18 protein-coding genes are annotated in these 23,687 nt (G+C 66.2%); 11 read left to right on the top strand and 7 right to left on the bottom strand.

All coding sequences use genetic code 11. The features are described from left to right. The first annotated feature begins 18 nt into the window (after positions 1-18). Genes I6F24_RS21570 through I6F24_RS21560 form a run of 3 tightly spaced genes read left to right on the top strand, consistent with a single transcriptional unit; the run spans position 19 to position 2,695 of the window. Positions 19-672, top strand: coding sequence for an amino acid ABC transporter permease (locus I6F24_RS21570; protein ID WP_024341720.1), 654 nt, complete (start codon positions 19-21; stop codon positions 670-672). Beyond that, positions 669-1,400, top strand: coding sequence for an amino acid ABC transporter ATP-binding protein (locus I6F24_RS21565; RefSeq protein WP_036011798.1), 732 nt, complete (start codon positions 669-671; stop codon positions 1,398-1,400). Before I6F24_RS21570 ends, I6F24_RS21565 begins: the two co-directional genes overlap by 4 nt. Positions 1,401-1,411: 11 nt before the next feature. Beyond that, on the top strand, positions 1,412-2,695 hold the full coding sequence (locus tag I6F24_RS21560; protein ID WP_225151661.1) for an FAD-binding oxidoreductase: 1,284 nt from the start codon (positions 1,412-1,414) through the stop codon (positions 2,693-2,695). A gap of 52 nt (positions 2,696-2,747) precedes the next feature. On the opposite strand, the gene I6F24_RS21555 is transcribed toward I6F24_RS21560, so the two are convergent. Together I6F24_RS21555 and I6F24_RS21550 are read right to left on the bottom strand one after the other, a co-directional pair. After that, positions 2,748-2,966, bottom strand: coding sequence for a hypothetical protein (locus I6F24_RS21555; RefSeq protein ID WP_081494583.1), 219 nt, complete (start codon positions 2,964-2,966; stop codon positions 2,748-2,750). Positions 2,967-3,114: 148 nt separating this feature from the next. Then, a complete protein-coding gene (locus tag I6F24_RS21550) occupies positions 3,115-4,704 on the bottom strand; it encodes a gamma-glutamyltransferase (protein ID WP_225151660.1) in 1,590 nt (529 codons plus the stop codon). A 122-nt stretch (positions 4,705-4,826) separates the two neighbouring features. On the opposite strand from I6F24_RS21550, the gene I6F24_RS21545 reads away from it, so the two are divergent. Together I6F24_RS21545 and I6F24_RS21540 are read left to right on the top strand one after the other, a co-directional pair. Then, positions 4,827-5,021, top strand: coding sequence for a hypothetical protein (locus I6F24_RS21545; protein WP_225151658.1), 195 nt, complete (start codon positions 4,827-4,829; stop codon positions 5,019-5,021). Continuing rightward, complete coding sequence (locus I6F24_RS21540) at positions 4,976-5,599, top strand: enoyl-CoA hydratase-related protein (RefSeq protein ID WP_346656915.1); 624 nt, start codon at positions 4,976-4,978, stop codon at positions 5,597-5,599. Before I6F24_RS21545 ends, I6F24_RS21540 begins: the two co-directional genes overlap by 46 nt. Positions 5,600-5,739: 140 nt before the next feature. On the opposite strand, the gene I6F24_RS21535 is transcribed toward I6F24_RS21540, so the two are convergent. Together I6F24_RS21535 and I6F24_RS21530 are read right to left on the bottom strand one after the other, a co-directional pair. Continuing rightward, positions 5,740-5,916, bottom strand: coding sequence for a hypothetical protein (locus I6F24_RS21535; protein ID WP_225151656.1), 177 nt, complete (start codon positions 5,914-5,916; stop codon positions 5,740-5,742). A 9-nt stretch (positions 5,917-5,925) separates the two neighbouring features. After that, positions 5,926-6,159 (bottom strand): hypothetical protein, encoded by a 234-nt coding sequence (locus I6F24_RS21530; protein WP_036011788.1) that lies wholly within the window; start codon positions 6,157-6,159, stop codon positions 5,926-5,928. Between the two features lie 198 nt (positions 6,160-6,357). Here I6F24_RS21530 and I6F24_RS21525 point away from each other — a divergent pair, with 198 nt between their 5' ends. From I6F24_RS21525 to I6F24_RS21515, 3 genes are all read left to right on the top strand, one after another. Further along, positions 6,358-8,445, top strand: coding sequence for a PQQ-dependent sugar dehydrogenase (locus I6F24_RS21525; protein ID WP_225151654.1), 2,088 nt, complete (start codon positions 6,358-6,360; stop codon positions 8,443-8,445). After that, positions 8,402-9,340 (top strand): SMP-30/gluconolactonase/LRE family protein, encoded by a 939-nt coding sequence (locus tag I6F24_RS21520; RefSeq protein WP_036035942.1) that lies wholly within the window; start codon positions 8,402-8,404, stop codon positions 9,338-9,340. The genes I6F24_RS21525 and I6F24_RS21520 overlap by 44 nt, the downstream gene beginning before the upstream one ends. A 130-nt stretch (positions 9,341-9,470) precedes the next feature. Then, the gene (locus tag I6F24_RS21515) at positions 9,471-10,496 is read left to right on the top strand and encodes a histone deacetylase family protein (protein ID WP_225147766.1); all 1,026 of its coding nucleotides are present in this window, start codon (positions 9,471-9,473) and stop codon (positions 10,494-10,496) included. Between the two features lie 28 nt (positions 10,497-10,524). Here I6F24_RS21515 and I6F24_RS21510 read toward each other — a convergent pair whose 3' ends face one another. From I6F24_RS21510 to I6F24_RS21500, 3 genes are all read right to left on the bottom strand, one after another. Continuing rightward, positions 10,525-11,256: a 4'-phosphopantetheinyl transferase superfamily protein gene (locus tag I6F24_RS21510; RefSeq protein ID WP_225151652.1), complete on the bottom strand. Its 732-nt coding sequence runs from the start codon at positions 11,254-11,256 to the stop codon at positions 10,525-10,527. Between the two features lie 221 nt (positions 11,257-11,477). After that, complete coding sequence (locus I6F24_RS21505; RefSeq protein ID WP_167361674.1) at positions 11,478-11,648, bottom strand: hypothetical protein; 171 nt, start codon at positions 11,646-11,648, stop codon at positions 11,478-11,480. Between the two features lie 140 nt (positions 11,649-11,788). Then, positions 11,789-18,232: a non-ribosomal peptide synthetase gene (locus I6F24_RS21500; protein WP_225151649.1), complete on the bottom strand. Its 6,444-nt coding sequence runs from the start codon at positions 18,230-18,232 to the stop codon at positions 11,789-11,791. 136 nt (positions 18,233-18,368) lie between these two features. On the opposite strand from I6F24_RS21500, the gene I6F24_RS21495 reads away from it, so the two are divergent. The 3 genes from I6F24_RS21495 (at position 18,369) to I6F24_RS21485 (ending at position 23,673) form a co-directional block, all read left to right on the top strand. After that, positions 18,369-21,833: an AAA family ATPase gene (locus tag I6F24_RS21495; RefSeq protein WP_225151647.1), complete on the top strand. Its 3,465-nt coding sequence runs from the start codon at positions 18,369-18,371 to the stop codon at positions 21,831-21,833. A gap of 1 nt (position 21,834) precedes the next feature. Beyond that, positions 21,835-22,629: an rRNA adenine N-6-methyltransferase family protein gene (locus I6F24_RS21490; protein ID WP_036011751.1), complete on the top strand. Its 795-nt coding sequence runs from the start codon at positions 21,835-21,837 to the stop codon at positions 22,627-22,629. Positions 22,630-22,725: 96 nt separating this feature from the next. Next, a complete protein-coding gene (locus tag I6F24_RS21485) occupies positions 22,726-23,673 on the top strand; it encodes a DUF6492 family protein (RefSeq protein WP_036026769.1) in 948 nt (315 codons plus the stop codon). The last annotated feature ends 14 nt before the right edge of the window (positions 23,674-23,687 follow it).

Here is a 23,687-nt window from a genome sequence, read left to right as displayed (position 1 = left end):
CTGATCGAAGGCTGCCCGATGAAAGGCTTCTGGCGCGACGCCGTCGAGTTCTTCCCGATCCTGCTGAACGGCGTCGCGCTGACGATCATCGTCACGATCGGCTCGCTGTTGCTGTCGACGGTGCTCGGCCTGGTCTGGGCGATGATGCGGGTCTCCGGCATCAAAGCGCTGTCGATGCTCAGCGCCAGCCTGATCAACGTGATCCGCGGCATCCCGATCATCGTGCTGTTGTTCTACCTCTACTTCGTGATGCCCGATCTCGGCGTTACGCTCAGCGCGTTGCAGGCCGCGATCCTCGGGCTCGGCATCGCCTATTCGGCCTACCAGGCCGAAAACTTCCGCGCCGGCATCGAGGCGATCGACAAGGGGCAGATCGAGGCGGCGCAGTCGATCGGCATGGGCTGGTGGCTCACCATGCGCCGCGTGGTGCTGCCGCAGGCCGTGCGCATCGTGCTGCCGCCCTACGGCAACGTCATGATCATGATGCTGAAGGATTCCTCGCAAGCCTCGACCATCACGGTCGCCGAGCTCGCGCTGCAGGGCAAGCTGATCGCGTCCTCGACGTTCAAGAACACCAGCGTGTTCACGCTGGTCGCCCTGATGTACCTCACCATGAGCATTCCGCTGATCCTCTTGGTCCGTCACTTCGAGAAGCGGGCCGGCAAGCGATGATCGAGCTGAGCGACGTCCACAAGAGCTTTGGCAAGGTCGAGGTGCTCAAGGGCATCACGGCGAGCGTCGAGAAGGGTGAGGTGGTCTGCATCATCGGCCCCTCCGGCTCCGGCAAGTCGACCATCCTGCGCTGTATCAACGGCCTCGAAAGCTACGACCGCGGCGAGATCAGCGTCGAAGGCTTGAGGGTCGATCGCGACGCGCCCTCGATCGTGAACATCCGCACCCAGGTCTCGATGGTGTTCCAGCGCTTCAACCTGTTCCCGCATCGGACAGCGCTGGAGAACGTGATCGAGGGGCCGCTCTTCGTGAAGAAGGAGCCGCGCGCCCAGGTACTCGAGCGCGGCCGCGCGCTGCTCGCTCAGGTCGGGCTTGCGGAAAAGGCCGATGCGCATCCGCCGCAGCTCTCCGGCGGGCAGCAGCAGCGCGTCGCCATCGCGCGGGCGCTCGCCATGCAGCCCAAGGCGATCCTGTTCGACGAGCCGACCTCGGCGCTCGACCCCGAGCTGGTCGGCGACGTCCTCGGCGTCATGCGCAAGCTCGCCGACGACGGCATGACCATGGTCGTCGTCACCCACGAGATGGGCTTTGCGCGCGACGTCGCCGATCGTGTTCTGTTCATCGATGGCGGCGTCATCGTCGAGCAGGGGCCGGCGAAATCGGTGCTCAATCAACCGCAGCACGCGCGGACGCAGGACTTCCTGCGCCGCGTGCTGCATCCGCTCTGACCGGTTTCGACATGACGCGCCTGCCTCTGCCGCCCTCGCTCTATGCCGATACCGCCGTGGCGCCGGTTGCCACGCCGCCGCTCGATGTCGACAAGAGCGTCTCGGTCGCGATCGTTGGCGGCGGCTACACCGGCCTTTCCACCGCGCTGCATCTGGCCGAACAGGGCGTCGAGGCGCTGGTGCTGGAGGCGCAGGAGCCGGGCTGGGGCGCGTCGGGTAACAATGGCGGCCACACCAATCCCGGCCTGAAGCACGACCCTGACAAGATCGAGGCCGATTTCGGCACCGAGCTCGGCCGCCGCATGATCGCGTTCGCCTACGGCACGACCAACTTCACACACGATCTGATCCGCCGCTACCAGATCCCGTGCGAAGCGCGGCAGAACGGCACCTTGCGCGCGGCTTACAACGAGAGCAGCGCCGCTGCGATCGAGAAGACCGCGCAGCAATGCATCCGCCGCGGCATGCCGGTGAATTATCTGAACCGCGAGCAGTTGCGCGAGATGACGGGCACCGACCGCTACATCGGCGCGATGTTGGATGCACGCGGCGGCGATCTGCATCCCCTGAGCTACGCCCGTGGTCTTGCCCGCGCTGCCATCTCTGCGGGCGCGAAGGTTCATGGCGAGACGCCGGCATTGTCCCTGCGCCGCGACGGCACGCGCTGGCGCATCGAGACGCCGCGCGCAGTGGTTCATGCGGATAAAGTCCTGCTCGCCACCAACGGCTTCACCGACGATCTCTGGCCGGCGCTCCGCCGCACCATCGTGCCGGTGTTTTCCTCGATCGCCGCCACCGCGCCGCTGTCCGACGCGGTCGCCCGTTCGATCATGCCGACGCGCCCCGTCCTCTACGAGAGCGGCCACATCACGGTCTACTATCGCATCGATCAGCAGAACCGTCTGTTGATGGGCGGGCGCGGCCCGATGCGCTGGATCAGGTCGCCGCATGACGTCGCCTATCTCATGCGTTATGCGGAGCGACTCTGGCCGCAGCTCAAGGGCGTTGCCTGGACCCACGGCTGGAACAGCCGGCTCGCCATCACTGCGGACCATTATCCGCATGTGCACGAGCCCGCGGAGAACATCCTGATCTCGCTCGGCTGCAACGGCCGCGGCGTTGCGCTTGCGACCGCCATGGGTGCGCAACTCGCCCGCCGCCTCATCGGCGGCGCCAAGGCCGAGATCGACATGCCCATCACGGGCATCAAGCCGATCCCGATGCACGCGTTCTGGCCGGTGGGCGTGACGACTGCGGTGATGGCGGGCCGTGTGCGCGATCGACTCGGCATATGAAAAAGGCGCCGCTCGGTGAGGAGCGACGCCTTGCTCGAATCTTAGATCGGCTTTAGCAGCGACCCTGCTTCCAAAGTCCGGGCGGGCACGCGTGACCGCGCCAGCCGACCTTGCGACCGTGGTACCAGCCGAACGACTTGCCATGGTGATGATGGCCCATCTTGTGGCCATGACCATGTCCATGTCCGTGCCCACCCTTCGCCAGTGCGGGGCTCGTAAATGTGAAGCCGGCCGCAATGATCAGCGAGGCGGCGAGCGCAAGTTTCTTCATGATGTCCTCCGGTGGGGGCGAGCGCATTTGTCCGTTCAGTGAACGAACGGTGGGAGAGTAAGTTCCCTGCGAATGTGGAGGAGTCGTGACGCTCGCCTGGATGCGTAATTGCGCTGGCGCTCAACGCGCGCTGGCATGTCGAGCGGAGTCAAGCCTCCGCCACCGCATCGGCCCAGGGCTGGAAAATCTCGACCGCGCCGGAATTGACCTCGCCCTCGCGCATCACGACGCTCGGGCAGGCGAACTTCTGGGGCACCGCCTGCACCCGGCTCTCTTCATAGTCGAAGCGCGCGGCCAGCGCCTCGCGCACCTCCGCCGGCAGGCGCGCATCGCCGATCACCACCGCGCCTTCGCTGGCGTCGATGCGCGGCTGGTGGATGGCGGCATCCAGGTCCATCCCATAATCCATCGCGAAGGATACGAGCTGCATCACCGACGGCAGGATGCGGCGACCGCCGGAGGCGCCGATTGCGAGGCGCTTGCCGTCCTTGGTCTCGGCGATGACGGGCGTGTAGTTGCAGAGGCAGCGCTTGCCGGGTGCAAGCGAGTTGGTGGTGCCAGCTGTCGGGTCGAACCACATGATGCCGTTGTTCATGGTGATGCCGGTGTGCGGTGTCACGTAGCGCGAGCCAAAGGACGACAGTAGCGTCTGCGTCACCGCCGCGATGTTGCCGTGACGATCGACCACCGAGAAATGCGTGGTACAGGCCGGCGCCAGATATTCGGCGCCGAGCGAGCGCTTGCCGTCGGCATCGCCCATATCCTTGAGACGCTCGCGGAAGGCGGCCTGCAGGGCGCGCGCATATGCGACATAGGCGCCGGCATCCGGCGCGTCTGCCGGCGTCAAGCTCTGCTGCAACAGCCGTAGCGCATGCGCCATCGTCGGCCCTGCGGTGAGCTCCGGGGTCGCGAACACCTTGCCTTCGCGATAGGGAATCGCCAGCGGCGCGCGCACATGGGCGCGGAATGAAGCGAGATCTTCCACCGACAGCGAGCCGCCGTCGGCCTTGATGTCGGAAGCAATGCTCCTGGCGAGATCGCCCTGATAGAAATCGCGCGCGCCCGCGTCCGCAAGATGTGACAGCGTCGCCTTCAGGGCATCCTGCGGCAGCCGCGTCTCAGCCTTGATGCCCCACGGCGCGGTCGGCGGCAGGCCGTCCTTCAGATACGCGGCCGCGCTCGCGTGGTAGCGTCTGAGATCGGCGGCCGAGCCCGCGATCGTCACCGTCGTCCACCAATCGACCAGCAGGCCTTCGCCGGCAAGCCGAGCTGCCGGCGTGACCAGATCCTTCCACGGCATCTTGGCGTAGCGGCGGTGCGCCTCTTCCATTCCGGCGACGACGCCGGGCACGGCGATCGAGCCGGGGCCGTGGATGTTGCGATCGTCCTTCACCCTTGGCCAGGGAAACAGATCGGACGACGCGCCTTCGCCGCTGAGCGGATAATCGGCCGTGCGCAGGCTTTGCGGCGCGCACATGCCGTAGTCGATCACCTCATAGCGATTTTCCTTGGCGCGGTAGAGCACCATCGCACCGCCGCCGCCGATGCCGCTGTTCCAGGGCTCCAGCACGTTGAGGGCAAACGCGGTCGCAACGATCGCGTCGACGCAATCGCCGCCCGCGGCCAGCACCTGCGCCCCGGCTTCGGCCGCCCGCCGCGATTGCGAGGCGACGATGCCGCCCTTGGAGGTGACGGCGGGCTTCCGGACGGTCTGGTTGAGGCTGAACTGGTGAGGCATGGTGTCGTCTTGATCTCTGGATTCAGTTGCGTCGTGCACTGAGGTTGAAAGCTCTGCGATTGGCGAAGCGCGCGGACAATGGCACATTGCCGCCAACGAGAACATCGAAAGGGAGGCGCGGCATGGCTGGTGTGAAACAGGCGCGGGATGGCGCGGTCGGGATCCTGACGCTCGACGAGCCGGCCAGCCTCAACGCGATGACGCCAGACCTGCTCGGCGCACTTGCCCTAGCCGTCGGCGAAATGACGGGGACGAGGCCATCCGCGCGCTGGTGCTCACGGGCGCCGGGCGGGGATTTTGCTCAGGACAGAATTTGAAAGCCTCAGAGGCGCTCGGCGAGGACATCGCGGCCGGCGTGATGCGCTTCTACTGGCCGGCCTTCAAGGCCTTACGCGAATGCCGAGTGCCTGTCGTCGTTGCCGTCAATGGCGTCGCGGCCGGCGGCGGCTTCAGTCTCGCAATGGCCGGCGACATCATCGTCGCGGCGCGGTCGGCGAGCTTCATCCAGGTGTTCAGCCGCATCGCGCTGGTGCCCGATCTCGGCTCGACCTGGCTCTTGCCGCGGCTGATCGGCCGGCAGCGCGCGCTCGAGCTGATGCTGCTCAATGAGCCGCTGACGGCGGAACGCGCCCAGGAGATCGGCCTGGTCCGGCAGGTGGTCGACGACGCCAAGTTGATGGATGAGGCGTTAGGTTTGGCGCGCCGCCTCGCCGAAGGACCGACGCGCGCTTTGGTCGCAACCCGCGCTCTGGTCGAGGAGAGCGAGCATGCGACCTATGAAGCGCAGTTCCGCCGCGAGATCGAGCTTCAGGCCACGATCCGCAAGAGCGCGGACGCCATGGAAGGCCGCAATGCGTTCGTGGAGAAGCGCAAGGCGAAGTTTACCGGGAGGTGAGGTGGGCATGCTTCTCATCCAACCGTCATGCCCGGGCTGTCCCGGGCATCCACGTCTTCCTATCCGAGCCCCCAAAACGTGGAATGGCCGGGTCAAGCCCGGCCATGACGACGATTAGTGCGATTTCTACGGCCGCGCGCTCAGCGCATGCGATCCAGCCGGCTGGCCTGGTACTTGGCGCGCCATTTCGGGCCGGGTCCGCGCATGTAGTGCAGCTCGGGGCGGTAGGGATTGGCTGCGACGCGGATCAGCGTCTGCCATCGGGTGGCGGCGAAGCTGAGGGGCTGGCGCAGCAGGCTCAATGAAGCGAGCAACATGGCATCACCTCAATGCGGCTTGCCGAGCATGGCGGTGAAGGGGAGGTCGAACAGATCCTCGCCGTCGGAGCCGCTGACGTGGATCACCCAGTCGCGCCAGTCTTCGGCGCCGGGGGTCTGGATCATCGAGTTCATGATCTGAGCGGCGCGGTCGCGCGCCTCGGTCAGATTGGCGACTGCGGCGCCGTAGCGGTCGATCAGCGTGCCCTCGGTGTTGGAGCAGTGAAAATAGACCTGGACCATAGGCGCCTCCTGTAGAAAGCGATTGGGACGGCAAACCGATACCACCCCAAGCATTCGCGAAACATTCGGGTCGAGCCCGGTAAGGAAATCTACGGATATTGGTCGGACCCAAGGTCGTTACAGGTTTAATCACAGGCGGGTGATGACTGGACGGCGCCGCGGCGGCATGGAACAACGCCCGCGGGAAGGCGGCTCACGGTGAACCAGTTCACATTCGCGCGCGAACGGCGAAATCTGCGCTTGCCTGCAGCGGCCGTTGTTGCAGCGGGCTTGGCTGCCGCGCTGCTCGGCTTGGCCCCGGCCTCGTCCGAGCCGGTCAGGAAGAGCGGCTATGTGATCGGCACCGAAGCCTGCGGCAGCGGCGATCTCGCCTTTCCCAGGATCCAGATCGACATGAAGGCGGGATTTTGCGCCGGCCTCGTTGCCGACGAAGAGGATCGCCTCAAATTTCCGCGCTCGATCGTCCAGGTGCCCGGCCGCGACCTTTTGGTGGTCGCCGACATGGGCGGCTGGGGCCACACCGACGGTCGGCTGCTGCTGCTCGATCCGCGTGGCCCGCAGGGGCAACGCTTCAAGGAGCTGCTGACGGGGATAGAATATCCGTTCGCTCTCGTCATCGGCCCGGACAAAAAGCTTTATGCCTCGACCGCGGAGACGATCTTCCGGTTCGACCCGCTCGCGGACAATCCACGCAGCACGGTCGAGACCATCATCCGCCACTTGCCCGGCCGTCGGATCACGCTGCCCGATGGCACGAGGACCGATGAGAGCGCGCATCCGCTCAAGCAGTTCGTGTTCGACCGGAACGGCCGGCTGTTCGTCAATGTCGGCTCGCACAGCGACGATTGCATCACGCCTGCGCCGATCACAAGACCCTGTGCGGCGGCCGAGGGCGTGTCCGCGCTGGCATCGATCTGGCTGTTCACGCCGCCCGCAGGCGGCGTCTTCCCGGCATTGAAACCTGGCGATCCCGACCCGCCGCACATTGTCTATGCGCGCGGCCTGCGCAACTCGATGGCGCTGGTGCTGCACCCGAAGTTTCCGGACGCTGGCTACGCCTTCCTGCAAGGCGAGAACGCCCGCGACCTGCCCGACATCTTCAAGCCGAACGAGGAGATCAACGCGATCGAGCAGGGCAGGCACTACGGCCGGCCCTATTGCTACGATTTGTCGACGCCGAGCCCGGAATTCAGGCTAGTGCTGCAATCAGGCACGTACAAGTCGTTCTGCTCGGCCAATGTGCTCTACAAGGCGCCGTTGTCACTGCTGCCGCCACACGGGGCGCCGCTCGCGATGTTGTATTACCACGGCGCGAAATTCCCCGAGCTGGAAGGCAAGCTCTTGGTTGGCCTGCACGGCTATCGGCCGACCGGCAGCCGGCTGCTGGTCTATGACGTCGACGATCACGGCTTTCCAAAGCCCAGCGCGGCACCGGTGCGCTATCACGTCAGTTGCGCGGCCGAGCCGACCCGCAGTTTCCGGACCGACGCCGGCGAGGTCGCCGCCGCGCCGTTCGAAGAGCTGATCGCCGGCTGGCACCGCGTCAACGGCGCGCGGCCGCAAGGTGCGTCGGTCGGCATGACGGTGACGGAGGACGGCGCGATCTGGCTGGTCGAGGACAAGAACAGGACCGTGATCCGGATCGATCGCGCGGCCGGCGAGCGACCTCAACCGCTCCCCTGCGATACGCGCAGCCAGGCGATGATCGACCAGCTCGCAGCTTTCGTGGCCAGGGATGCGCAGAACGGCGTTCGCCTCACCACCTTGCGCAAGGGCCTCGTCGAGAAGCATTGCGTCGGCTGCCATTCGGATTTCGGCCTGAGCGCGGGGCAATCGGATGCGGAGAAGGACAGGGCGGTGCTGCACTTCATGCTGGCGCAAGACGGCTGGATCTACCCTGGCGATCCCGACGCCGGCAGGCTGCGGACGCGCCTGCGCGGCCTAGGCGCCGAGAAGCTGATGCCGCCGGGCGGCGAGAGCCTGCCCAAGACCGAGCCTGGTTACACGCGCCTGCTCGATACCGCGGACCTGTTCGTCGCCAAAATGGTGCCGGGCACGCGGATGCGGATCAAGCCAGGCCCGCCGCAGCGGAAGTTTTTCAGCAAGGCCAACAAGGAATGCGGCGAAATACCGGCTGGAAACGTCGTCGTCGTGACACAAAGGAGCGCTGTAGACAGACCCGGCTTCAGCCGATTCTTCCGGCCAGCCGATCCCTATCTGAACGGCGAGTGCACCGACGGCGATGGCTATTACATCCGGCAGGAACTTCTGGTGCCTGTGCAGTAGTATCCTGCTGGTCACGACGCTGCCGGCCGCTGCCGAAACAAAACTGTTCGAAAGCGCACAGGTGACGCCCGCCAGCGAATACACCTTCGGCATCGAAGGGCCGGCCGCCGATCTCGACGGCAATCTGTTCGTCGTCAATCTCGGCAAGCCCGGCACCATCGGCAAATTGCCCGCTGGTGGCGCCGCCTCGGAGCTGTTCACGACGCTCCCCGAAGGCAGCGTCGGCAACGCGATCCGTTTCGATCGCAGCGGCACCATGTTCATCGCCGACTACAAGAAGCACAACATCTTCGCCATCCCCAAGGGTGCGACCAAGCCCGCGGTGTGGTTTCACTCCGGCGAGATGAGCCAGCCCAACGACATCACGATCGCGCCGGACGGCACGATCTATGCGAGCGATCCGAACTGGAAGGGGCGCGAAGGCCACATCTGGCGCATCGCCAGGGGAGCGGACGGTACGGTGCGGGGGCAGGTGATGTCGACGCCGCGCGCCATGGGCACCACCAACGGCATCGACCTCAGCCCTGACGGCAAGACGCTCTATGTCGGCGAATCCAGCAGCGGCCAGATCTGGTCCTATGCGATCAGCGGCAACGAGCTGACGGCTGCAAAACTCGTCAAGGCGTTTCAGCCCGACACCATCGACGGCCTGCGCACCGACGTTGCCGGCCGCCTCTACGTCGCGCGCATTCTCAAGGGCACGATCGCGCTGATGAAGCCGACCGGCGCGGTGGAGCGCGAGATCCCGCTGAAGGCCAAGGAGCCGACCAACATTGCCTTCGGCGGCAGCGACGGCAAGACCGTCTTCGTCACCCAGCGCCAGGGTGGCTTCATCGAGTCCTTCCGCACCGACCAGCAGGGCCGCGAGCACTGCCTCCAGCGTGGGCGTTGCTGAGCTTCGCAAGCGCTCTGCTTTCCGCGCAGGGCAGCGCGACGATGGACGGCATTTTTCTTGCTTGCATCCGGCGGCCGTGGCGATCAAGACTCTGCGGCACGTCCAGTAGCAGGCGACCACGGAGTGTTGAGTGAAAGCCGTCTATACCGAGCTGCACCGCAGCCACGATCCGCAATTCTTCTTGGTGCGTGGTGTCGTCAAGCGCACCACAGAGCAGCCCGAGCGCGCCGATCGCCTGCTCAGGGGATTGAAGGACGGCAGGCATCAACTGGTCGAGCCAACCAAGTTCGGGCCCGGTCCGCGCGCACGCATTCACAGCCCGGAATACCTGTCGTTCCTCAGCGAAGCCTGGGACGCCTGGACGGCGCTCGGCGATTCCGGCCCGGAGATGATCGGCAATATCCATCCCGTGCGCCATGCCGCGACCTATCCGACCCACATCGTCGGCAAGCTCGGCTGGCATACCGCCGACACCGCAGCGCCGATCGGCCCGGGCACGTGGGCCGCGGCCTGCGCCGCCACCGATGTTGCGGTGACCGCAGCGCAGATGGTGATGGATGGCGAGGACGCAACTTACGCGCTCTGCCGTCCGCCCGGCCATCACGCCTATCGCGACATGGCCGGCGGCTTCTGCTTCCTCAACAACAGCGCGATCGCGGCGGCGCATCTGCGGCAGAAGCACGAGCGCGTCGTGATCCTCGACGTCGATGTCCATCACGGCAACGGCACGCAAGGCATCTTTTATGCCCGGCCCGACGTCTACACGATCTCGATCCATGCCGACCCCGTTGCGTATTATCCGTACGTATGGGGCTATGCGCATGAGCGCGGCGAAGGACCCGGCCTCGGCACCAACCTCAACATTCCGCTTCCCATCGGCACCGGTGATGACGGCTATCTCCAGGCGCTGGACATCGCGCGCAAGGCGATCGAATCCTTTGCACCCGGCGCCCTCGTCATCGCACTCGGCCTCGATGCCTCCGAGCACGATCCGCTCAAGGGATTGGCCGTCACCACACCCGGCTTCCGCCGCATCGGCCAGGCCATCGCGAAGCTGGGCCTGCCGACCGTGCTCGTGCAGGAAGGCGGCTATCTCTCGGACATTCTCGGCGCCAACCTGACCTCTGTGCTGGCAGGATTCGAAGAAGCGCGGTGAGATCGCTTCGCCTCTCCGCTTGCCCGCCTCACTCAGCCGCTTCGCGGAGGGGCCAGGCATGGCGGCTGATGGGAAGGCCGCCGTCGGTGCGGGAGCCGTCGGCGATCGCGAGGCGATGCGCGGGCGATGGCGAGCACAGCGAGAAGCGCCAGGCGTCCGGATCGTCGACGATGTCGGGCTTGAAGCTGATCTCGATGGCCTCGCGTGACACCTGCATGGCGAAGGCGTCGAGCGGCAGATTGAGCCCAAAGCCCCTGGCCTTCAGATAGGCCTCCTTGAGCGTCCAATAATCGAAAAAGCGCTCGATCGCCGCGGCCTCCGGCAGTCCGCGCAAGGCTTCGACCTCTTCCGGCGCAAAGAAGCGAAGCGCGGTGGACAGCGGCGCGACGCGCCGCGACACGGTTTCGACGTCGACCCCGACGGCCTCATGCCGCGACACCACGCAGGCGACGCAGCCGTCGGCATGCGACAGGCTGAAATGCAGCGCGGTCGAGGTGGCTGGTGCTGCGACGAACGGCCGGCCATAGCGGCCCGCGCCAAACGACCAGTCGGTGGGCGCGACGTTGGAAGCGACCTGTGACAGCGCCAGGCGCAACATCGCATGCGCGAAGATGTATTGCCGCCGATGCCGCTCGAACACGAAGCGATCGGCCCGGGCCCGCTCGTCGACCGAGAGCAGGCGTCGGCACGCCTCCGCCGCGCCCGGCACGTCAATGCTCTCGATCAGTCCGACAAAGAGTTCGATTCTGTCGTCTGCCATCAATTGGGCCCATGGCGTCGGGCGAGGCCAAATCCCTCGGTCCCGACGGAAGAAACAACTGCGCAAGAATCAGCCGAGAGGACCGTACCTAGCGGTCCACCCGGGCGAATTCTTGTCGATTTGCAGGCCGGTTTACAGGCGCAAGCTTGTGCGAGCCCCCAAACTCGACACGCAAGCGGCCGCTCTGCGAAGATTCGTACGGCCGTCCCCGACCGACGAGTTTACTTCTTCTTGGACTTCTTCTTCTTGGACCCGCGCAGAGCCTTAAGGCTGGCGTCGACATCCTTCAGTGCGAGCTGGAGTTTTTGCTTCTCGAAATTGAGCAGGTCTTGCAGCGCCTTGCGGTCCTCCGCGCTGAGCGAGGTCTTCTTGGTAAATTTGATGAAACCCATAACACTCCCCGGGTTGAAAATGATCATCCCAAATCAAAATCCGAGAATAATCTTGCGCGACGACGCCAAATAATCAAGCTGCAACTTGATCATTCACAGCTTTGGGGCGTGAACCCGTATTCTGGCGCGATGTCGCGGCATCAAGCGGCCCTGCGCGCGAGCAATCTGCCGAGTGGTGCGTTGGGCTGGGCGATCGCCGCCGTTAGCAGGGCGGCGAGGTCCTCCATCCATTCGCCGACCGCTCGGCCCTCGAGCAAATCGCGCTTGTAATTGCAGGAGCCGGTAATGCCGGTCGGGCGCTCCTTGAGCATCAGCGACAGCCAGGTCTGGTCGATCGGCAGCACCGGCTGGCCTTCGCGCGTGACGTTGCCGATCGATTCCGTCGCGAGATCCGGGAGATCGAGCGGCCGGCGCAACGGATTCTGCAGCGTGAAATAGACCTGGAGCAGCGAGGCCGGATCGATCCCCTCCTGCTCCAGTCGATCGGCCAGGACGTTGAACGGCAGCTCCTGCCGCGCATGCGCCTCGAGCACGCTCTGGCGCACCCGCAGCAGAGCCTGCGCGAAAGACAGGTCCGGCGTGATTGTCGTGCGGACGATCACCGTGTTCTCGAACGGGCCGATGATCCGGTCGGTGTCCGGCTGGGCACGATTGGCCATCGCGGTCGCGACCGCGATGTCGGTGCGGCCCGTCCGGGCCAGCAGCATGGCCTTCAGGCCGGTGAGGAAGCACATGAACAGCGTGCAATTGTGCTGGCCGGCAAACGCCGTCAACCGGGCGATCAGCTCGCGCTCGAGGCAGACCGGATGATGCCCGGTGGAGGCGCCCGGGCTCGATTCGCCGTCGAAGAGGGGACCCGCTCCGCGCAAATTCAGGATCCAGTCGGAAGCCTGGCGGCGCGCCGCGTCGGTGCCGCACCACCAGCGCTGCCAACGTGCCACGTCCGAAAAGGCCGGCGGCGGCTTCGGTAGCGGCGCGGACGGATATCCGGCCAGCGCGGCATAGCGGCTCGACAATTCCTCGAACAGCACGCCGATCGACCAGCCGTCGACGACGGCGTGATGCAGCGTCAGCAGCAGCACGTGGTCGTCGTCGTGGAGCCGCAACAGCCGGGCGCGCAACAGCGGCGCGCGCGTGGTGTCGATCGGGGTATAGGCCTCCTGCTCGATCAGGAGATCGATCTTCCTGAGCTCGAGCGCCTTGCGCCGCTTGTTGTTGTGGGACTGACCGTCGCCGATCGTCTCGACCGTCATGATTCGGCCGAGCGTGCGTGGCGCGGCGATGCGGCTTTCCGGCTCATCGCCGTTCCAGGCGAACGCGGTGCGCAGCGATTCGTGCCGGCGCACCACGTCGTCGATCGCCTTTGCCAGGGCGGCCGAATCGAGCGGGCCCTGCAGACGGAAGGCGAAGGGCAGGTTGAGCTGCGGCAGCCCCGGTAGATTCCGCTCGATGTGCAGCATCTGGTCCTGTCCGATGGAAGGCGCCGGCGGCCCGCCCGCAGCCGATCGCGGCAGGCTTGCGGCAGGCTTGTGCGGCTTCGTGGCCACGGTCTGTTCGACCCGCCGCGCCAACCCCTCGATCGTCGGCGCCTCGAAGATGGCCTTGATCGGCAACGAGACGCCGAGCGCCCGCGCGATGCGCGCCATCATCTGGCCGGCCAGCAGCGAATGGCCGCCGAGGTCGAAGAAATTGTCGGTAACACCGATGCGTTCGACGTTCAGCAGGTCGATCCAGATGTCAGAGAGCACCTTTTCGGTGAAGTGCCGCGCCGGGACGACCGCATCCGCGCCGGACGTTTCCGGCAGGACGGACGCCAGCAGCGCCGAGCGGTCGATCTTGCCATGGGCGTTGAGCGGCACCTGATCCAGGAACAGGAAGGCGGCGGGGATGGCGTGGACGGGCAGGCGGCTCTTCAGGAAGTCGCGCAGCTCGCTGGCGCTGCTCCGGCTGCCGGGCTTGGCGACGACATGGGCGATCAGCCTGATGTCGCCGCTCGCCTCGCGGCGCGGTTCGACGATGGCGGCGCGCACGCTTGGATGCTCGGCCAGCGCGTTCTCGATCTCCTTGAGCTCGATACGATAGCCACGGATCTTGACCTGATGGTCGGCGCGGCCGAGGCATTCGATCGTCCCGTCGGCGCGGCGCCGGGCCAGATCGCCGGTCCGGTAGAGCCGGCTGCCGGCCTGGCGCGAGAACAGATCGGGCAGAAAGCGCTGCCGGCTCTGCGCGGGATCGTTGATATAGCCGCGGCCGATTCCGGCGCCGCCGATGCAGAGCTCGCCGGTCACGCCGATCGGTTGCGGCTGGAGCTGCGCGTCGAGCACGTAGAGCTGCGTGTTCGGCAGCGGCGCCCCGACCGGAACGTTGGCCGTCGCGATCGCCGGCGCCTTGGTAAGGCGATGCAGGGAGACGTCGTCGGAGCATTCCGACGCGCCATAGGCATTGATCAGCGGCACCCTCGGGCAGCGGGCAAACCAGGCGCGGCAGAGCTCGACGGGCAACGGCTCGCCGGTCGAGATCAGCAGCCGCAGCTTCGCGAAGGCGCGCGGGATCGGCGCCTCATCCATACGCTCGAGAATGAGGCGCAGCAGCGAGGGCACGATCTCGAGCACCGTGATGCCCTCGCGCTCGATCTCGCGCGCCAGCAGCATCGGGTCCTGCACGATCGCGCTGCCGCAGACATGGACGCGCGCGCCGACCATGGGACCGGCGAGGAATTGCCAGACCGAGATGACGAAGCTCTGCGGCGCGGTCTGCGCGATCACGTCCTTAGGCGAGAGGCCGAGCTCGGAGATGAGCGAGGCCAGATGGTTCGACAGGCCGCGCTGCTCGATCATGACACCCTTCGGCGCGCCGGAGGAGCCGGACGTATAGACGAGATAGGCAAGGCTCGAGGCGGCGCGGCGTGCGGCGCGGGCCGGCTTTGTCGACCCGGATGCAAGAGCGTCGTCGAGCTCGGCCACCGGGATGCGCTCGACCAGCGGTTCGAGCAGGGCCTCGACCATGGCAGACTGAGCCCGCCCGGTCAGCAGCACGCGGGCACAGCTCGATCCGAGGATGGTCGAGAGCCTTGCCGTCGGCTGGTCGGGATCGAGATTGAGGAAGGCCGCGCCGACGCGCTGCACCGCGATCATCGCGGCGAGCAGGTCGGGCCCGCGCTCCGCGAGCAGGGCAACCACGCTCTCGGCGCCGACGCCCTCACGGGCAAGCCAGCGCGCGGCCGCCCCAGTGCGACGCGCCAGCTCGCGATAGGTCAGGGACGTGCGACCGTCCGAGACCGCGACTGCGTTCGGCGTCTTCCTCGCCTGGCGCTCGAAGCGTTCGCTCAAGTTGCCGCGTGTGGTGAAATTGGCCGGCATGCCCCGGCCTTTTGCCAGCGCTTGCCGACGTTCGGCCTCGGTCAGGAGCGGCAGGCGCGAGATGCGCTGTTCCGGATTGGCGATGACGGCCTTGAGCAGCGCCTTGAACTGGGCCGCCATGGCTTCGATCGTCGCGGCCTCGAACAGATCGGTGGCGTATTCGAAGAAGCCGGTGAAGCGGCCATCGGCCTCGACCAGTTCGAGCGTGATGTCGAACCGCGCCACCCTGGGATCGACTTCCAGCCGCCGGGTCGACAGGCCAGGAAAGCGCGCCGCCTCGATCGAGGCGTTCTGGAGGATGAACATGATCCGGAACAGCGGATTGCCGTCGCTGCGGCGCGCCACCCGCAATGCGCGCAACACCTCCTCGATCGGAAGGTCCTGGTTGCGGTAGGCGTCCAGCGTGACCTGCCGCACCCGCCGCAACATCTCGCCGAAGCTCGGATCGCCGCTGAAATCGTTGCGCAGGACCAGGGTATTGGCGAACAGCCCGATCAGGCGTTCGCTCTCGATCTGGTTGCGGTTGGCGATCAGCGATCCCGTGGCGACGTCCTCATGCGAGGTGTGGCGGAACAACAGGCACTGGAAAGCGGCGAGCAGCGTCATGAACGGCGTGACGCCCTGGTTCTGGCTCAACGCGCGCAGCTCGGACGAGAGGGACTTTGAGAATTCAAGGTAGTGACGCGCGCCGTGTCCGCTCCAGATCTCAGGTCTCGGCCTGTCGGTTCTCAGCGGCAGCATGGTGACGCCGTCGAGCTGCGTCCGCCAATAATCGAGCTGCTCCCTGGCCGCGGGCGTCTGCGCCCAGCTTTGCTGCCAGAGTGCGAAGTCGCGATATTGGAAAGCGGGCGGCGGCAGTGCGGCCGAATGCTTCTTGCGTGTCGCGGCATAATGGACGGCGAGCTCCTGCCAGAACAGCCGCTGCGACCAGCCATCGGTGGCGAGGTGATGGACGTTGACCACCAGCGCATGGTTGTTCCTGTCGAACGACAGCAGTGTCGTCTTCAGGGGCGGCGCGTGGGCCAGGTCGAACTGACGTTGCGCAAGCCTGAGCGCCTCGCGCCGGATTGCCGCAGGCCGCCTGCCCGCAGGGCATGGCTTGAGCTTGATGCGCTCCAGCCGCGGCGTCGATGACAGCACGAGTTGCATCGGCTCGCCCTGGCGCTCGACGAACACCGAGCGCAGCGCCTCATGGCGCGTTGAGATCGCAGCGAGGCTCGCAGACAGCGCGGCGGCGTCGACCGGGCCCTTGAGGACGGTGATCTCGACGACGTTATAATTGTACCGCGTCGGGTCCAGTCGCGAGAGCACGTACATCCGCTGCTGCTGGAACGACAGCGGTGCGTCCGTGCCTGCAAGCCGGCGCCAGCCCGGCAGCGCCGTCTCGCGCCGGCTTGCGGCGGTCTCGATCCGGGCCGCAAGCGCTGCGACCGTCGGGCAATCGAAGATATCCTCGAACGAGAAGTCGACATTGAAGCGGTCGCGCAGGCGCGAGCGCATCTGTGTCACCGCGAGCGAATCCGCGCCGAGCGCGAAGACGTCCTGGTCGGCGCCGACCTGCGGCAGCTCCAACAGGCCGGCCCAGATCTCGGCGAGCTGGCTCTCGACCGCATTGCGCGGCAGCCGGGTCTCGTCGTCCGCGTCGACCGTTGCAATCAGCCCGGCGAGGGCGTTGCGCTTGACCTTGCCGCTGGCGCCCTTCGGCAGCGCCGCGACGCTGCGGATCACGCTCGGTATCTTGTAGGCCGCAAGCCGTTTTCGTGCGAATTGGCGCAACTGGTCCGGGGTCGCCTCGGCATTCGGCCGCAGCACCACGACGGCCGCGACGTTCTCGCCGAGCTTCTGGTGCGGGACCGCGAACACGCCGGCTTCCAGCACCGCCGGATGGCTGAGCAGGACGTCTTCCACCTCCAGCGGCGATATCTTCTGCCCGCCGCGGTTGATGACGTCCTTGATGCGGCCGACGATGAAGAGATAGCCGTCGTCATCGAGATAGCCGAGGTCGCCGGTCCTGAACCAGCCGTTGCGGAATGCGGCCCGCGTCGCCGGCTCGTCATTATAATAGCCGCGGCTCATGTTCGGCCCGCGCAGCACGATCTCGCCGTGCGCCCCGCTTGCGAGCGTGCGGCCGGTCTCGTCCATGATCGCGATCTCCGGGCCGGCGGCGCGACCGACCGACGCGACCTTGCGCAGCTCGAACCGATTGGCCGCAATCTGCGAGGCCGCCTCGGTCATGCCGTAAGTTTCGAGCACGGGAACGCCGAACGTTGTCTCCAGCCCGGCGAGAATCGTCGGCGCGAGCGAGGCCGAAGCCGACCGGATCACGCGCAGCGACGATGGTCGGGCGCGGTCGGGGTTTACTTCCGCCGCCGTCAGCAATGCGCGATGAATGGTCGGCACCGCCGTGTACCAGGTCGGTTGCAGCTCCCGCATCCAGCCGAAGAACGACGCTGCGTCGAAACCGTCGGTGCAGATCACGCTGGAGCCCGCGGCCAGCGCCGTGAGCAGGCCGGAGATCAAGCCATGGGCATGAAACAGCGGCAGGACGTTGAGCAGGCGATCATGCATCGTGAGCGACAGCACATGGCCGGCATTGTAAGCGGACAGGCAGACATTGCGATGGGTCAGCGGCACCATTTTCGGTCGCGCCGCCGTGCCTGACGTCAGCAGGATGAACGCATCGTCGTCGCCGCGCGAAGCGCCGGCGGCATTGGCCGGCCCGATCGCCGGAGCAATGAACGCGCAGCCGCCGAGATCGTGGGTAGGCCCCGCCACGAAATCGATCAATGCGATGTCGAGCATCCTGGCGGCGTCACGGCTCGCCGAGTTCATGTCGGCCCGGGTCACGAGCGCGGTCAGCTTCAGTTCGCTGAAATAGCGTTGCAGCTCGTCCGCCGTCAGATCGGGGTTGACGGGGACGCAGGCGCAGCCTGATGCGACTGCTAGCAGCGCCAGGGCAGTATCGGCGCCGCGCGGCAGCGCCACCGCGATGCGGTCTGCGGGACGGATGCCGAGTTCACGCAAGGCACGCACCAGTTGCCGGATCGACTCGGCCAGCGCGTCATAGCTGAGCGCCGGCCGGCCGGGAGCGAGGAGTGCGGGCGCCGCCGGCGTCCTGCGGGCGTAGAATTCGAGAAGGCCGCTGATATGCGCGAACACCTTCGTTTCGGCCGTGGTGCCGGCTGATGCTTCGTCCGCTCCGGATGCAATGTCCGACAACGCCATTCCCTTTTGGACCGATTAAGTTATTCTTCCAAGAAGTTGGGGAATGCGTCCAGTCCGAGGTGAAGTTTGGACCCCAAAATCTGTGGTTGAGGGGCCCTCGAGCCCTTCGACGGAGTAAGGGTCGGGCAGAATCACGATGCTGGAGAACGAGCCGAGCACGAGTTTGGAAGGTGGGCTGAATCACTGGCTCGAAAGCATCGGCCTCGGGCACTACACCGATCTTTTCGCGCAGCACCGCCTCGATCTCGACGTCATCGCGGATCTCACCGAAGCCGATCTGGTCGAGCTCGGATTGCCGCTCGGCGATCGCAAGCGGCTGCAGCGGGCGATGGCGGCGCTGTTTCAAGCGGAAACCACGGAGGCGCCGGCGGAGGCGCCGCGTCCGCAAATCCGGGCGGAGGTCGGAGCCGAACGGCGCCAGCTCACCACGATGTTCTGCGACATGGTGGATTCCACCTCGCTGTCCGCGCAGTTCGATCCGGAGGACGTCCGCGACATGATCGCGGATTTTCGCGAGACCTGCGTCCGGGTGGTCAAGCAATACGAGGGCTTTGCCGCCCGTTTCGTCGGCGACGGTATCCTGGTCTATTTCGGCTATCCGACCGCACATGAGGACGATGCCGAGCGCGCGGTGCGCGCCGGGCTCGAGATCGTGCGGGTGCTGTCGACGGCACGCGCGGTCGAGCCGCGTGGTGCGCTCAGCCATTCACCCGCCGTCCGCATCGGGATCGCGACCGGCCTCGTTGTGGTCGGCGACCTCGTCGGGCAGGGCACCGAAGAACGCGACTCCGCGGTCGGGGAAACCGTCAATCTCGCGGCGCGCCTGCAAGGCCTAGCGCCGCCCAACGGCGTGGTGATCTCGGCCTCGACGCAGGCGCTGCTGAAGGGGAAGTTCGACTACCGCAATCTCGGAGTCCACGACTTGAAGGGGATCTCCGAGAAGGCCCAGGCCTGGCACGTGGTGCGCGCCTCGCGGTTGGAGACCCGTTTCGCTGCGGCGATGGGTACGCGCCTGACGCCGCTCGTCAACCGCGAGGAGGAGATCGCGCTGTTGATGGGGCGCTGGCAGCAGGCCAAGGACGGCGACGGCCAGGTCGTGGTCAAGTTCGGCGAGCCCGGAATCGGCAAGTCGCGCATCATCCAGGAGATCTTCGAGCGGATATCGGGCGACCGCCATGGACAGGTCTCGCTGCAGTGCTCGCCCTATTACACCTCCACCGCGTTCCATCCGTTCGTCGAGCAGCTCAAATTCTCCCTCGGTCTCGATCGCGAGGATTCGTCCGCGCTGTCGCTGGCGAGCCTGGAGAACGCGATCGCCGCCGCCGATGGCGACATTGAGCAGGTCACCCCGCTGTTTGCCGCGCTGCTGTCGATACCGACCGGGGACCGCTATCCGCCGCTCGAGCTGTCGCCGCAGCAGCAGAAGGATGCGACGGTCGTGGCGCTGGTCAACCATTTCCTCGGCCTTGCGCGCGAGATGCCGCTGGTGATCGCGTTCGAGGATTTGCATTGGATCGACCCGACCTCCCGCGAGGTGGTCGACCTCCTGGTCGATCGGGTGCAGAACCAGCCGATCCTGGCGATCATCACCGCGCGCTCGGAATTCCAGGCGAGCTGGAACGCGCATTCGCACATCACCACCCTGGTCCTGAACCGCTTGAGCCGGCAGTTGCGCACGACGCTGGTCGAGCGCGTCGCGGGACGCGAGCTGCCCAAGGAGGTTGTCGAGGAGATCATCGTCAAGACCGACGGCGTGCCGCTGTTCCTGGAAGAGCTGACCAAGACGGTTCTGGAATCCAATCTGCTGACCGAGCGGCACGGGCGCTACGTGCTGTCGGGGCCGTGGCGGCAGCTCGCAATCCCGGCCACCCTGACCGACTCGCTGATGGCGCGGCTCGATCGGATGGGACCCTTCAAGCGCATCGCGCAGATCGGCGCCACGATCGGCCGCGAGTTCTCCTACGAGACGCTGCATGCCGTCGCCAATACGCCGGCCGAGCAGATCGAGGCGGCGCTCAGTCATCTGCAGGAGGCCGGGCTGATCATGCGCCGCGGCCATCCGCCGGATGCGCTGTACTCCTTCAAGCACGTGATGATCCAGAACGCCGCGCATGCGAGCCTGTTGCACAGCGAGCGGCGCAAGCTGCATGCGCGGATCGCCCAGGTGCTCGCCGAGATGTATCCGGAGAGGACCGAGCGCGAACCGGAGCTGCTCGCCCATCATTTGACCGAATCCGGCCAGAGCGAGGGCGCCGCCAGCTTCTGGCTCAAGGCCGGCAAGCAGGCGGCCAAGACCGGGGCCAATCTGGAGGCGATCGGCCACCTGCGCCGCGGCCTTAACGTCGTGCAGGCCAATGCGCGCATGCAGGGCACCGACGAGATGGAGCTCAAGCTGCGCATCGCGCTCGGCAACGCGCTGATCGCCGCCAAGGGCTACGCGGTGCAGGAGGTCGAGGAGAACTACATCCGCGCGCTGGAGCTCGGCCGTCAGCTCGATGACGACGAAAAGGTCTTCGCTGCGACGCGCGGGCTCTGGGTGTGCCATTTCATCCGCGCCGATCTCACCCGCGCGCACGATCTCAGCGTCGAGCTGTTGAAGTTTGCCAAGCGCGAGCGGCTGAACGAGCGGACGCAGCCGGCGCAGCAGACCGGCTATCTGATCGAGGCGCACCGCGCGATCGCGATGACCATGCTCTATCGCGGCCGCTTCGCAGCCTCGCAGCACCATTTGCACCGCTGCATCAACCTGTTCAGCCCCGATCTGCACTCCGACCTGATGGAACGGCACGGCATCGATCCCGGTGTCGTTTCGCTGTCCTATCTCGGTTACCTCCTGTGGTTCCTCGGTCGGCCCGACGCGGCGCGCCAGCACAGCGAGCAGGCGATCGCGAACGCCGAGAAGATCCGCCACCCTTTCACGCTCGCCTTCGCGCTGGTGTTCGGCGCCTATCTCCGCCAGCATTTGCGCGACGTCGAAGGCACGCGCGACTACGCCAATCGCGCCATGATCATTGCCACCGAGCACAATTTCCTGCACTGGAAGCAGCAGGCGGCGATCCTGCGCGGCTGGGCGCTGGCTCAGCTCGGCGAAGCCGACGAAGGCCTCGGCCAGATGCGCTTCGGCCTCGACGAGTACGAGGCGATGGATTCCTGGCTCGCCGGCTGCTGGTTCCGCTGTCTGCTCGCGGAAACGTACGCCAAGGTCGGGATGCGCGACGCCGCCTTGCGCGCGCTGGATGGTGCGCTTGCGACCGCAAGGCGGACCGGCGATCACTTCTATCTCGCCGAGGTCTATCGCATGCAAGGCGAGATCACGCTGGCGGGTGGCGACCCGGCGTCGGTACAGGAGGCGGAGGACCTGTTCGGCCTTTCGCTGGAGACCGCACGCAAGCAGGGAGCGCTGTCCTGGGAGCTTCGCACCGCCGTCTGCCTCGCGCGCCTGTCGCATCAAGCCGGCAAGCGCGAGCACGCAAGACTCCTGCTCATGCCGATCGTCGGCAAATTCAGCGAGGGCTTTTACACGCCGGACCTGAAGCAGGCGTTGCAGCTCGTCGACGAGCTCGGCATGGACGCGCCGGTGCGCGAGCAGGCCGGTCTGTGACATGAGCGATCTTGCCGCCGCGCGGGCGCGCTACGTGGAGTTGATCGCCAGGCGCGAGCGGATTGCCTCGAAGCGTCTGCTCGCCGCGCTCGCCGCCGTTCCGCGCGAGAAATTTCTGCCAAGGGGGCCTTGGCGCATCAAAGGCGAGGCAGCGCGCAGCTACCGCCCGACGCCCGACGCCGATCCCGTTCATCTCTACGACAACGTGCTGGTCGCCATCGATGCACGCCGCAAGCTCGACACCGGCCTGCCGAGCCTGTGGGCGCATTTGATCGACACTCTCGACGTCAAGCGGGCGGACCGTGTGGTGCAGATCGGCTGCGGCCTCGGCTATTTCTCCGCGGTGCTGTCGATCATGGTCGGCGAGAAGGGCCGCGTCCATGCGATCGAATGCGACGATCGGCTCGCGACCCGAGCGGCGAACTACTTGCGCGGCTATGGCAACGTCACGGTCGTCCACGGCGATGGGTGCAAGGACGTGGGCGAGCCCGCCGACGTGATCATCGTGCATGCCGGCTTCCCGCATCCGCACCCGCTCTGGCTGCGGTCGCTCCGTCCGCGCGGCCGTCTTCTGGTGCCGCTGACGCAGCGCGACCGCGAAGGCGCCGCCCTCAAGATCACGCGGAGGGCCAGGGGTTTCGAGGCAGAGGCGATCCAGCAGATCCGGATCTTTCCCGGCCGGGGCCGCGGCGTGACCGCCCTCGACGACCGCGTCGCCGACTGGTGGCAGCGCGCCTCAGCCCTGGCGCCGCTCCGCTTTCGCGGGCTGGAGCAGGGGCTGCCGTCGGATGGCTAACACTTCGTTTCGCTTTACCTTGATTTCGATCGTGAGTTTCCGGCATCTCGCATTGCCGCTATCAGTGCGGGTCTGATGGCCATTTGAGCGTGCTCCATGCATTCCGTTGCCCTGCTGACTGCCAGCTACGCCAAGGATATCGAACGCTTTTCGCTGCTTAGCGAGAGCATCGACACCTGGCTGTCGGGATACACGCGCCATTATGTACTCGTTAACGATGAGGACGTGCCGCTGTTCGCGCGCTTCGCGTCCGACAAGCGGGTCATCGTTCCGGCCTCGCGCTATCTGCCGAAGTGGCTGTTCGCGCTGCCGCCGGCGCTCCAGTTCGGCAGCCGGCGCGTCTGGCTGTCGCTGCTGTCCTCGCCGGTGCACGGCTGGCACATCCAGCAGATCCTGAAGATCGCCGGCGTCCTCAACGCGCCCGAGCAGCGTGTCTGCATCCTAGATTCGGACAATCTGTTCTTCCGCGAGTTCGACGTCAGCCGATATGCCGGCGCTGAGACGACGCCGCTGTTCGTCACGCGCAAAGCGATCGCCGCCGACCACCCGTTGCACGGCCTGTGGCTGCGCACCGTCGACCAGCTTCTCGGCATCAAGGAGCGCGCGTTCCCGGCGGACGATTATGTCGGCAACGCGCTGGTCTGGGACAGGGACACGGCGCGTGCGATGACGGACGCGATCAAGTCGGCGACCGGCCTGAGCTGGGCGCTGGCGCTGTGCCGGAAGAAGAAGTTTTCGGAGTATCTGCTTTACGGAAACTTCGTCGCCAATGCGCCGGAACACCTGGCGCGACATCGGCTCACCGAAGACAGCATCGCGGTCTCGCACTGGGACGACACGCCGCTCGACCGCCCGGCCATCGAAGCGATGATGCGCACGGCCTCGCCCGAGCAGGTCGCGCTTTGCATTCAGTCCTATTCGTCGACGTCGATCGCCGACATCCGCGACGTGTTCCGCCTGTCCTCGCGCGAGCGGCGCGCGCCGAGCCTGGCCCCCGATCATATCGGCGATGTGGCCGCGTTCGAAACGCCGAAGACACGCTGATTTCTAAAGCATGA

It is taken from the genome of Bradyrhizobium sp. BRP23 (genome assembly GCF_020194135.1).
GTDB classification, from domain to species: domain Bacteria; phylum Pseudomonadota; class Alphaproteobacteria; order Rhizobiales; family Xanthobacteraceae; genus Bradyrhizobium; species Bradyrhizobium yuanmingense.
This window is presented reverse-complemented; position numbering and strand designations above follow the sequence as displayed.

Excerpts from the sequence above, each read along its gene's own strand:
- I6F24_RS21500 (WP_225151649.1), bottom strand. The coding sequence starts at position 18,232 with ATGGCGTTGTCGGACATTGCATCCGGAGCGGACGAAGCATCAGCCGGC.
- I6F24_RS21520 (WP_036035942.1), top strand. The coding sequence starts at position 8,402 with ATGGCTATTACATCCGGCAGGAACTTCTGGTGCCTGTGCAGTAGTATC.
- I6F24_RS21535 (WP_225151656.1), bottom strand. The coding sequence starts at position 5,916 with ATGTTGCTCGCTTCATTGAGCCTGCTGCGCCAGCCCCTCAGCTTCGCC.
- I6F24_RS21545 (WP_225151658.1), top strand. The coding sequence starts at position 4,827 with ATGGCTGGTGTGAAACAGGCGCGGGATGGCGCGGTCGGGATCCTGACG.
- I6F24_RS21555 (WP_081494583.1), bottom strand. The coding sequence starts at position 2,966 with ATGAAGAAACTTGCGCTCGCCGCCTCGCTGATCATTGCGGCCGGCTTC.
- I6F24_RS21565 (WP_036011798.1), top strand. The coding sequence starts at position 669 with ATGATCGAGCTGAGCGACGTCCACAAGAGCTTTGGCAAGGTCGAGGTG.
- I6F24_RS21510 (WP_225151652.1), bottom strand. The coding sequence starts at position 11,256 with ATGGCAGACGACAGAATCGAACTCTTTGTCGGACTGATCGAGAGCATT.
- I6F24_RS21530 (WP_036011788.1), bottom strand. The coding sequence starts at position 6,159 with ATGGTCCAGGTCTATTTTCACTGCTCCAACACCGAGGGCACGCTGATC.
- I6F24_RS21570 (WP_024341720.1), top strand. The coding sequence starts at position 19 with ATGAAAGGCTTCTGGCGCGACGCCGTCGAGTTCTTCCCGATCCTGCTG.
- I6F24_RS21560 (WP_225151661.1), top strand. The coding sequence starts at position 1,412 with ATGACGCGCCTGCCTCTGCCGCCCTCGCTCTATGCCGATACCGCCGTG.
- I6F24_RS21490 (WP_036011751.1), top strand. The coding sequence starts at position 21,835 with ATGAGCGATCTTGCCGCCGCGCGGGCGCGCTACGTGGAGTTGATCGCC.
- I6F24_RS21505 (WP_167361674.1), bottom strand. The coding sequence starts at position 11,648 with ATGGGTTTCATCAAATTTACCAAGAAGACCTCGCTCAGCGCGGAGGAC.
- I6F24_RS21495 (WP_225151647.1), top strand. The coding sequence starts at position 18,369 with ATGCTGGAGAACGAGCCGAGCACGAGTTTGGAAGGTGGGCTGAATCAC.
- I6F24_RS21485 (WP_036026769.1), top strand. The coding sequence starts at position 22,726 with ATGCATTCCGTTGCCCTGCTGACTGCCAGCTACGCCAAGGATATCGAA.
- I6F24_RS21550 (WP_225151660.1), bottom strand. The coding sequence starts at position 4,704 with ATGCCTCACCAGTTCAGCCTCAACCAGACCGTCCGGAAGCCCGCCGTC.